Below are 10886 nucleotides of genomic sequence, written 5' to 3' on the forward strand. Positions count from 1 at the left end.
GAGTAAGGATTACCTGAACCGGGTGGCCGACGGCATCGTGAAGGGTGTGGAGGCCTACCGCAAGGAATTGGCGCAGGTCGGCCCCTAGGCGGGGCATGTGCGTGGTCGCCAGCACGACCGGCTGGCGGCAAGTGCTTCATACGGCAGCGGAAAATGCCCGCATGCCGGATATTTTTGCGGCCGCCGCATGGCATGCGCCATGCGGCGGCAAAGCGTCAGAAAGTGCTCTTTGCTTTTCTTGTCAGCGGAAATCTGGCATAGACTGACAGGAAGACCTTACCTATTTCCCGGCTGCGACCGTTGCGCCCAGTTGCCGGATGAGAGGGAACTATGGCTCTTGAGAATGAAACGTCACCCGCAATGCGGGTGCTGGTCATCGAAGACAGCGCAGTGCAGGCGAAAATTGTTTCGCGGCACATAGAAGGGCTGAGCAATTTTTCCACCGTATGGGCCGGGACGCTTGAAGAGGCCCGCTCTGTGGTGGAAGAAATGCGCGAGGAAATCTTCGTGGCCGTGGTGGACCTGAACCTGCCCGATGCGCCCGATGGCGAAGCCGTGGACCTCACCATGTCCTACGGCATCCCCAGCATTGTGCTGACGGCCACCTTCCATGACGATGTGCGCGACTCCCTCCTGGAACGCAACGTGGCCGACTATGTGCTCAAAGAGAGCATGGTGGTGCTGGATAGCGTTGTTGATGCCATCTCCCGGCTGTTCAAGAACCAGTTTCTCAAGGCCGTGGTGGTGGACGACTCCCGCGCGGCGCGCAATCTTGTCCGGACCCTGTTGGAGATTCAGAACTTTCAGGTTCTGGAGGCCGAAAACGGGCAGGAGGCGCTGGCCATGCTGGGCGAGCACCCCGAGGTCAGCCTCGTGGTCACGGACTGGGAACTGCCGGTGATGGACGGCTTTCAGCTGTGCAGCGAGGTCCGCAAAACCTACAAGAAGGACCGCCTTGCCATTGTTGGCATCTCCGGCGCGGGCGGCTCGGCAATGACGGCGAAGTTTTTGAAGCTGGGGGCCAATGATTTTCTGGCCAAGCCTTTTTCCGCCGAAGAATTTTCGTGGCGTGTGAACCAAACCATGGAAATGGTGGACCTCGTGAAGGAACTCCACGAATGTAAAAGAGAGCTCAACGGCGAATAAATCGTTACCCATACGACAGTATGGCGGCGGTTCCCACAGCGGGGACCGCCGCTTTTCTTTTGGAAAATGCCCACCGTGATATCCCCCAAAGTGCCCGTGAAACGGGCAATACCGTTGCACCTGCGATAATATGCCAAGGCTGGTGTCGGCTGATTGAGCGACCAGTTTTTGCCATTGGCGTCAAAAAATGTTCCCGCAGTGTGCGAGGAAATGTTGCACTTTACGATAGTGTCATTTCGGGGTAATGATTTCGCGGTAATTCATCGCAACACTCTCGATTTCTGTAAGGATAGATCCAGATGGTTTCAGACAAAACCTTTGCAAGCGATAACAACTCGGGCGTGCACCCCAAGGTGATGGACGCCCTGAGCCGCGCCAACACCGGGCATTGCGTCGCCTATGGCGACGACGATTATACCCGGGCGGCGCGCGGGCGCTTCGCACAGGTCTTCGGTGACGATGCGCAGGTGTTTTTTGTGTACAACGGCACCGGGGCCAATGTGTCGGCCCTGTCCGCCATGCGGCGCTCGTTTCAGGGCGTTCTGTGCGCGGATTGCGCCCACATCAATGTGGATGAGGGCGGCGCGCCCGAGGCATTCATGGGCTCCAAGCTGCTGTCGTGCCAGACGGTGAACGGCAAGCTCTCGCCAGCGTCCATGAAGCCCCACCTGCACGCCCTTGGCTTTCAGCACTGTTCCCAGCCCCGCGTGGTGTCCATCACGCAGGCCACGGAGCTTGGCACCCTGTACACGCCGGATGAAATCCGGGACATTGTGGACTTTGCCCACGACCATGGCTTTCTTGTGCACATGGACGGCGCGCGCCTTGCCAATGCGGCGGCCGCGCTGGAGGTGCCCCTTGCCGCGCTGACGTCGCAGGCAGGGGTGGACGTGTTGTCCTTTGGCGGCACCAAAAACGGCCTCATGTTTGGTGAGGCTGTGGTGGTGTTTCGCCCCGAGCTTGCCGGGGAGTTCCCCTATGTGCGCAAGCAGTGCGGACAGCTCCACAGCAAGATGCGCTTTATCGCCGCGCAGTACGACGCCCTGCTGAGCGATGGCCTGTGGCTGGAGAATGCGCGCCATTCCAACGCCATGGCCCAGTTGCTGGCGAGTCAGGCTGCGTCCCTGCCCGGTGTTGAGGTGTCCCGTCCGGTGGAGACCAACGCGGTCTTTGCCCGGGTCCCGCGCGAGGCGATACCCGCCCTGCAGGCCGTGTCCTACTTCCATGTATGGGATGATGCCACGGCCGAAGTGCGCTGGATGTGCTCCTACGACACCACGCCTGAAGACGTCCGGGCCTTTGTGGCTGGGATGCGCGAGGCGCTCCAAATCCAGCCCCAGACAGCAATGTAGAGACACGGCGCGGACGGCGCACGGGGCGGAACAAGCAACACATCCGCCCGTGTGCGCAGCCCGCGTTAGACAAGACGCTGCCGCGCACACGGCGCCGCGCGGCGGGCCGTCCGTCCTGCAAAGGACGGCGCGCCCCGGTTCCACACCGCCATTGGCGTATACGGGCCGAGCACGACAGAGCCGCTTAAGAGAGAAGGGAGGCCGTTCTTGATTCGTTTCCGCCGGGTCAACAAGTGGTATGGGGATTTCAATGTTCTGCAGAACATCGACCTGCATATCAAAGAGGGTGAAGTCGTCGTGGTCTGCGGACCGAGCGGCTCGGGAAAGAGCACGCTCATCCGCTGCATCAATCGGCTTGAACCTATCCAGGAAGGGGAAATCCTTGTTGACGGCCACAACGTCAACGACCCCAAGACCAATCTGACAATGCTCCGCGCCGAAGTGGGCTTTGTTTTCCAGCAGTTCAATCTGTATCCGCATATGACGGTGCTGGAGAACGTGACCCTCGCGCCGGTGATGGTCCGCGGGCTGGAACGCCGCGAGGCCGAGGACCTTGGCATGGAATACCTCGCCAAGGTCAATATACCGGACAAGGCCGGGCAGTATCCCTGCCAGCTCTCGGGCGGCCAGCAGCAGCGCGTGGCAATTGCGCGCGGCCTCGCCATGCAGCCCAAGATCATGCTCTTCGATGAACCCACATCCGCGCTGGACCCCGAGATGATCAACGAGGTTCTGGACGTGATGAAGACCCTGGCCCGCGAGGGCATGACCATGGTCTGCGTCACCCACGAAATGGGCTTTGCCCGCGAAGTGGCGGACCGCATCATCTTCATGGATGAGGGAATACTCATTGAAGAGAATGCCCCGAGCGAGTTCTTCTCCAACCCGCAAAGCGACCGGGCGAAGGACTTCCTGAGCAAAATCCTGAGTCACTAGCCCGTGGGGCTGGGCTCAGGTTTTTTGTTATGTATTGGCTCTTTGGATTCGGATTCACATCACTCTATTCGCATGGAGGAAGGGATGAAACTGTGGAAATGCGCCGCTCTGGCGTGCCTGACTGTGGCTCTTATGGCGCAGGCGGCCTTTGCCGGGCCTGTCTGGGACACCATTCAAAAGGACAAGGTGCTGCGCGCTGGCATCATGACCAACTCCATCCCCGGCGCGTTCTATGATGAGAACAACGAGTGGGTGGGCTTTGACGTGGACATCGCCGAGGAAGTGGCAAAGCGCCTTGGCTGCACCCTTGAGCGCGTGGCCGTAACGGACAAGACCCGCATCGCGTTCCTGCAGCAGGGGCGCATTGACATTTCCGTTGCGAACATGACCCACAAGCGCGAGCGCGATAAGTCCATCGACTTTTCCATCACCTACTTCTTCGATGGGCAGAAAATCCTGTGCAAGGATGGGAAGTACGCGGGCTGGAACGACCTTGTGGGCAAAAAGATTGCCACCACGCAGGGCACCACGTCCGAGCTGAACATCAAGGCGCTGCTCAAGAAGCTGGGCGACCCCAACTACCAGAAAAACGTCATTTCCTTCCAGGACTACGCCGCGGCCTTCAACGCCCTGAAGATGGGCCGCGTGCAGGGCTTCACCACCGACTCCACCATCCTGCTTGGCTACGCCGCCAAGGAGCCGGGCAAGTATGAGCTGGTCGGCGATTTCTTCTCCGACGAGCCTTACGGCATCGGCCTGCCCGAGGATGAGTCCAAGCTGCGCGACGCTGTGAACTTTGCGCTGCAGGACATGTGGAAGGACGGCACCTACATGGACATCTACAACAAGTGGTACGGTCCCGACACGCCGTACTCCTTCCCCATGACCGAACAGATCGAAATGTGGCCCTAGCACCGTGCGCTTATAACGCAGCCAACAGCATGAGCCCGGCGCGGTCCGGGCTCATGCCCCTCCCAAACGACTGGATGTCATGATCAGATACTGGATGGAAAAAACCTGGGTGCAATACCTTGTCCTGCTGCTCATCGTGCTGGGCATGGTGTATTACTGGGGCTTTGTTTTCGACTTTGGCTATACGTTCGACTGGAGCGTTTTATTCGTTACCAACGAGACCTACGGCCAGCACATGGGGCTTATGCTGCTCCATGGCCTGACGGTCACGATAGAGATTACCATCATCAGCTCGTGTATCGCCCTTGCCCTTGGGACGATATTCGGCCTTATGCGCGTCTCGTCGTTTAAACCTGCCTATTATTTCTCCACCGCGTGTGTGGAGTTTTTCCGCAATACGCCGCTTTTGGTGCAGCTGTTCTTTTGGTATTTCGCCATGCCCATGGCCCTGCCCGAAGCCGCGCGGGAATGGATATTCGAGCGCAATTTTGAGTTCTGGAGCGCCACCATTGGCCTGTCCATCTACACGGCGGCCTTTATGGCCGAGGTCATCCGCGCCGGACTCCAGTCCATCCCCAAGGGCCTCTTGGAGGCCGCCTACTCCAGCGGCCTGAACTACACGCAGGTGCTGCGAAAAATCATTCTGCCCGTGGCGTTCCGCGCCATCATCCCGCCCCTTGGCAGTGAGTTCCTCAACAATATGAAGAACTCCTCTCTTGCCATGGTTGTTGGTGTGTCCGAGGTGGTGTGGTCCATGCAGAACGTGGAATCCCTCACCTTTAAGGGGTTCGAGGCGTCCACGGCGGCCAGCGTCATCTATCGTTCCCTGTCTCTTGTGATTTCGTCCGTGCTGAATGCGGTGAACCAGCGCCTGCGCATTGCGCCGGGCCAGCGCCGTCCCTTGGGCGAACGGGTGCTTGGCATGGTGGTGGACCCCGCCGCCGGGGCGATGCGTGTGTGCACGCGTCCCGTGCGCCGCGAGATGCGCCGCAGGCAGCGTGCGACCCGCGCCGGAGTGGTGGTCCGCACCGGCTGGAAGGCCGTGGCCTGTGTGTGGGGCCGTCAGCTGTGGCGGGGGCTGGTGCTCTCGGCCAAGACGCTGTTTATTCTGGGCCTGCTTGGGCTGGGCTACGCCATCGCCATGGCGCTGTACCATTACAACTGGGACGTCATCTGGAACAGCCTGCCGCAGCTTTTGGTGTGGCGCTTCCCCAATGGCAACCATAACGAGCTCTTCTGGGGGCTTGGCGGCCTGTCGTACTCCGTGCTTATGGCCGTTATCGCCATCAGCGTGAGTTTCTTCATCGGCATTGTGGTCGCCCTTGGCCGGACGTCCAAGAATGCGCTGCTGCGCGTGCCGTGTCTTGTGTACATTGAGGTCATCCGCGGCAACCCGCTCATCATGGTCATCTTCTGGATTTACTTCTTCATCCCCATTTTGACCGGGGCGTTTCTGGATGTGTTCTGGAGCGCAACGCTGGCGCTGACGGTGTTCACGGGCGCCTACCTTGCGGAAATCATCCGCTCCGGCATTGAAAACCTGCCCCCCGGCCAGAAGGAAGCCGCCCTGTCCACGGGCCTGACCTACTGGCAGACCATGCGCAAGATCATTCTGCCGCAGGCCCTCAAGCAGATGATTCCCGCCATCGTTGGGCAGTTTATCGCCATCTTCAAGGACACCTCGCTGGCGTACGTCATTGGCGTGCTGGAGCTGACCTTTGTGGCGCAGGGGCTGGATAACCGTTTGATGGTGTATTCCTTTGAGATTTACACGACTGTGGCCTTCCTGTACTTCGTCTGCTGTTACACCATGAGTGTGTACGCCAACAGGCTTGAACGCAGGCTGTCGCCGGAACGGACCCGGCTGCAGATGTAACCATCAGGAGGCACTGGCATGATTCGCATTCTCGTCACCGGCGGTACGCTGGACAAGGAATACAACCAGCTGGACGGTGAGTTGGTCTTTACCAAGACGCATATCGCCGACATCCTGACGCAGGCCAAGTGCACGGCCGAGGTCACCATTGAAACGGTTATGCTCAAGGACAGCCTGCATATGGTGGATGCCGACAGGCAAAGCATTCTGGAGAGCATCCGGCGGTGCCCGGAGGACAAGGTCATCGTCACCCATGGTACGGATACCATGCCCGAAACCGCTGCGGTGGTGGGGCAGGCCATCACGGACAAGACTGTTGTCTTCGTGGGGGCTATGGTGCCGTATTCCTTTGTGAATTCCGATGCCCTGTTTAATCTGGGCTGCGCCTTTACGGCGGTGCAGGTGCTGCCGCGCGGCAGCTACATCACCATGAATGGCAAGGTGTTCCAGTGGGATAACGTGCGCAAGAACCGCCAGAAAGGGGAGTTTGAACCCCTGAGGTAATTCCGGCCACATCCGGAGAATATGACGCGCCACAAGGCCCGCCGCATATGCGGCGGGCCTTTGTCTGTGCTCTCGATGGGGCGTTATCTGTTCGCAAGATATGTCATGAGCCGCCGTCATACAACAGCTCCCGTGCTTTCGCCCCCTTGGGGGCACCTGCCGCACCGCGCCGACCTCCATCGCCGCAACATGTCACGAACTCTCCCATATCCCGTCACATACTCGTCACAGTGCGTCTCTAGATAGAGGATGCGACGACGGTGGTTATCTGAATCGTCACATACAAGAAAAATCCATTTGGAGGAAAGGTATGCGGATCAAACATCTCCTGCTGACGGCGGCGCTGGTGCTGACCATGGTGTCCAGCTCCTTTGCGGCCAGCCTGAGCGTCAAAGGCTCCACGACTGTGCTCCCCATTATGCAACGCGCTGTTGAGGCCTACCAGAAAGCCAATCCCGGTATGTCCATATCGGTCTCCGGCGGCGGCTCCGGCAACGGCATCAAGGCCATCATCGACGGCACCACCGATGTGGCCATGGCGTCCCGCTTCATGAAGAGCAAGGAAGTGAAGCTGGCCATGGAAAAGGGCGTCTACCCCGTTCCCTTTGCCGTTGGCATCGACGCGCTGGTTCCCGTTGTGCATCCCTCCAACCCCGTGAGCAACCTCACCCGCGCCCAGCTCAAGGCCATCTATAAGGGTGAAGTGAAAAACTGGAAGGACGTCGGCGGCCCGGACCGCAAGATTGTTGTTATCTCCCGCGATACCTCCTCCGGTACCTACGAGACCTGGGAAGGCAAAATCATGAATAAGGAGCGCGTGTACGCCGGCGCTCTGCTGCAGGCCTCCAACGGCGCCGTGGTGCAGGCCGTGTCCAAGAACAAGTACGCCATCGGCTACATCGGCTACGGCTACCTGGATAGCTCCACCAAAGCTGTGACCGTGGACGGCATTGAGGGCAACCCCGAAACCGCCTCCAGCGGCGAATACCCCATCTCCCGCTACCTCTACATCTTCACCAAGGGCTGGCCCAAGGGTGAGACCGCCAAGTTCGTGATGTACCTCGTGAACCCCCGTCAGGGTCAGAAGCACGTCAAGGACGCCGGCTACGTTCCTCTGTACTAAAGACATGACGAGCGCAGGCCGCACCCGGACCTGCGCACAGGGCGCCCCCTTCACGCTCCACGGAGCGGGAAGGGGGCCAGCTTGCGAACATGGCCGGACAGACCGGCCATACTTGAGAGAGGATTCCAATGGCACTGAGTCGACAAATCAAAGAGCGGGTTATCCGTGCCGGGTTCTTCACCACGGCGTTTACATCCATCTTTGTGCTCGCGCTGATTATGTTCTTCCTGTTCAAGGAAGGACTGCCCATATTCGATGTGTACCCCATCAAAAAATTTCTTTTTGGCACGGAGTGGTACCCCACGGCGGATCCGCCGGACTTTGGCATTTTCCCGCTGCTGGTTGGCTCCATTCTGGTCACGGTGGCGTCCTCTGCCATCGCCATTCCCCTTGGGGTGATGACGGCCATCTATCTGGCCGAGATTGCCTCGCACCGGGTGCGCAGCATCGTCAAACCCATGGTGGAACTGCTGGCCGCGTTGCCGTCTGTTGTCATCGGCTTCTTCGGCATGGTGGTGTTTGCGCCGTTTTTGCAGAACTGGCTGGACGTGGCCACGGGGCTGAACCTCTTTAACGCGGCGGTGATGCTGGCGTTTATGAGTGTGCCCACCATCTGCTCCATCTCCGAGGACGCCATCTACGGCGTGCCCAATGAGCTGAAGGAAGCCTCGCTCGCTCTGGGGGCCACCCACTGGGAGACCATCTTTAAGGTTGTGCTCCCTGCCAGCCTGTCCGGCATCTCCACGGGCGTCATCCTTGGCATGTCGCGCGCCATTGGCGAGACCATGGTCGTGCTGATGGTAGCGGGCGGCGCTGGGCTTATTCCGGAATCCATTTTCGACCCGGTGCGGCCCATGCCGGCATCCATCGCGGCAGAAATGGCCGAGGCCCCGTTCCAGGGCGACCACTACTACGCGCTGTTTGCCACGGGCATCGTGCTCTTCCTCTTTACCCTGCTGTTCAACGTGCTGGCCGATTACATCGCGGAGAAGCACAAGCAGGTTGGCGCCGCCACGCTGTAGGCCGCACGAAGGAATCGATTCATGACAACGGAAACAACAATGAATGGACGGGAGTCTGCCGTGGGTACCGCCGAATCCACTTCCCCGGATATGACCATGAATGGCAAGGGCGCCCGCAGCGCTGTGGAAAAGATCATGTTTGGTCTGTTCCGCGGGGCCTCGGGCATTAACGGGCTGGCGCTCATCATCATCTGCGCCTTTTTGCTCTACAACGGTCTGCCCGCCATTTCGTGGGAGTTTTTGACCGAAGCGCCGCGCAACTCCATGACCGAGGGTGGCATCTTCCCCTGCATTGTGGGGACGTTCATCCTCTCCTTTGGAGCGATGCTGGTGGCGTTTCCCCTTGGTGTGGCCTCGGCCGTGTACCTGAACGAGTACGCCACCTCGCGCAAGATGGTGCGCGTCATCCGCCTTGGCATCAACAACCTCGCCGGGGTGCCGTCGGTGGTGTTTGGCCTGTTTGGGCTGGCCTTCTTTGTGACCTTCATGAAGATGGGCGTCAGCATCCTTGCGGGTGTGTTGACCCTTGGCGCGTTGGTGCTGCCTGTCATCATCGGCACGGCGGAAGAAGCCCTGCGGACGGTGCCGGATACCTACCGCGAGGCCTCCCTTGGCCTTGGCGCCACCAAGTGGCAAACCGTGCGCAGTGTGGTGCTGCCAGCGGCGCTGCCAGGCATGCTGACGGGCGCCATTCTTGGCCTGTCCCGCGCGGCGGGCGAAACCGCGGCCATCATGTTCACGGCCTCGGTGTTCTATACGCCCAAGATGCCGAACTCCATCTTCAGCGACGTTATGGCCCTGCCGTACCATGTGTACGTGCTGGCAACGGCGGGTACGGAAATCGAGAAAACCCGTCCCTTGCAGTACGGCACGGCGCTGGTGCTCATCGGTCTTGTGCTGGGCATGAACATTTTCGCCATCTGGCTGCGCGCCCGTTTGCAGAACAAGCGCTAACCGTTCATCAGGAAGCGAGCAATGGCGGGGCGTTGCGCGGGTGTGCAAAATGTGTAACGTGATTGTAACACTGTAACAATACGCACGTCACAGTGGTGGTGTTGAAACACAAGCGTCACACATGCACGTACTCAGTCTGGAGAGCACATGGCCAACGAAAATATTCTGATTGTGGAAGACGACGAAGACATCCTGCAATTGTTGTCGTTCAACTTCGAGTCCGCAGGGTTTGTGGTGAACACCGCGCGCGATGGCAAGGACGGCCTCATGAAGGCGCGGGAAAAGCACCCCGACATCGTCCTGCTGGACCTGATGCTGCCGGGTATGGACGGCTTTGAGGTGTGCCGCGAACTCAAGCGCGAGGAAACCACCTCCGCCATCCCGGTCATCATGCTCACCGCGCGTGGGCAGGAAGTGGACCGCATTGTGGGGCTGGAACTGGGCGCTGACGACTATGTGGTCAAGCCCTTCAGCTTCCGCGAGCTGATGCTCCGCGTTCGCGCCGTGCTGCGGCGCGTTGGCGGCATTGCGCCGGAGCGCACCGTGCTGGAGCGCGGTGAACTGCTGGTGGACCTTGAGGCGCACAAGGTGAGCATAGGCGGCGACGAGGTGGCCCTGACGGCCACGGAGTTCAAGTTGCTGTCCGAGCTCATCTCCTCAAGCCCGCGCGTGCAGACGCGTGATCAGTTGCTGTCCACCGTCTGGGGCTATGAATTTGAGGGCTACGCCCGCACCGTGGATACCCACGTGCGCCGCCTGCGGCAGAAACTCGGGGACTGCTCCCGCTTTGTGGAAACCGTGCGCGGCGTTGGCTACAGGTTTAAGGAGTAGGGCGTGGCGGGCATGTCATTTCGTACACGGCTCCAGCTTGCGTTTATCCTCGTCATTGCTGCGGCCCTGCTGATTCCGGCGCTGTACTCCCGCTACGTCTTTCGCGGGGATGTGCTGGAGGACGCCAAAACCGGCGCAGTGCGCGAGCTGCGCCTTGCCGAACAGCTGCTCATTATCCATGGGGACTTTCCCAGCGAGGAGAGCCTGCACCACTGGCTGGACGACCTTGG

At 59.8% G+C, this 10886-nt stretch carries 10 protein-coding genes and 1 pseudogene; all 11 read left to right on the top strand.

Going from position 1 to position 10886, the window contains the following annotated elements; translation table 11 throughout:
• The first annotated feature begins 330 nt into the window (after positions 1–330).
• Positions 331–1146 carry a response regulator gene (locus tag ACY69P_RS09165; protein ID WP_462327244.1) on the top strand — a complete coding sequence of 272 codons (816 nt, stop codon included), beginning with the start codon at positions 331–333 and terminating at the stop codon, positions 1144–1146.
• 299 nt (positions 1147–1445) lie between these two features.
• Positions 1446–2498 carry a threonine aldolase family protein gene (locus ACY69P_RS09170; RefSeq protein ID WP_462327245.1) on the top strand — a complete coding sequence of 351 codons (1053 nt, stop codon included), beginning with the start codon at positions 1446–1448 and terminating at the stop codon, positions 2496–2498.
• A 207-nt stretch (positions 2499–2705) separates the two neighbouring features.
• Positions 2706–3434: an amino acid ABC transporter ATP-binding protein gene (locus tag ACY69P_RS09175; RefSeq protein ID WP_404845669.1), complete on the top strand. Its 729-nt coding sequence runs from the start codon at positions 2706–2708 to the stop codon at positions 3432–3434.
• 84 nt (positions 3435–3518) lie between these two features.
• Entirely contained in the window at positions 3519–4346 is an 828-nt protein-coding gene (locus ACY69P_RS09180) for an ABC transporter substrate-binding protein (RefSeq protein ID WP_459897824.1), read from the top strand.
• 79 nt (positions 4347–4425) lie between these two features.
• Complete coding sequence (locus tag ACY69P_RS09185; RefSeq protein WP_462327246.1) at positions 4426–6222, top strand: amino acid ABC transporter permease; 1797 nt, start codon at positions 4426–4428, stop codon at positions 6220–6222.
• A gap of 18 nt (positions 6223–6240) precedes the next feature.
• Positions 6241–6726 carry an asparaginase domain-containing protein gene (locus tag ACY69P_RS09190; RefSeq protein WP_462327247.1) on the top strand — a complete coding sequence of 162 codons (486 nt, stop codon included), beginning with the start codon at positions 6241–6243 and terminating at the stop codon, positions 6724–6726.
• Between the two features lie 310 nt (positions 6727–7036).
• On the top strand, positions 7037–7849 hold the full coding sequence (locus ACY69P_RS09195; RefSeq protein ID WP_462327248.1) for a PstS family phosphate ABC transporter substrate-binding protein: 813 nt from the start codon (positions 7037–7039) through the stop codon (positions 7847–7849).
• Positions 7850–7977: 128 nt separating this feature from the next.
• The gene (gene pstC / locus ACY69P_RS09200) at positions 7978–8871 is read left to right on the top strand and encodes a phosphate ABC transporter permease subunit PstC (RefSeq protein WP_459897830.1); all 894 of its coding nucleotides are present in this window, start codon (positions 7978–7980) and stop codon (positions 8869–8871) included.
• Between the two features lie 135 nt (positions 8872–9006).
• Positions 9007–9825, top strand: a complete 819-nt coding sequence (gene pstA / locus ACY69P_RS09205) for a phosphate ABC transporter permease PstA (protein WP_459900072.1) — start codon at positions 9007–9009, stop codon at positions 9823–9825.
• Positions 9826–9972: 147 nt separating this feature from the next.
• Positions 9973–10656, top strand: a complete 684-nt coding sequence (locus tag ACY69P_RS09210; protein ID WP_459897832.1) for a response regulator — start codon at positions 9973–9975, stop codon at positions 10654–10656.
• Between the two features lie 12 nt (positions 10657–10668).
• Positions 10669–10886 (top strand): annotated as a pseudogene (locus tag ACY69P_RS09215) (HAMP domain-containing sensor histidine kinase); the annotation flags it as partial.

Source organism: Desulfobaculum sp., assembly GCF_054921475.1.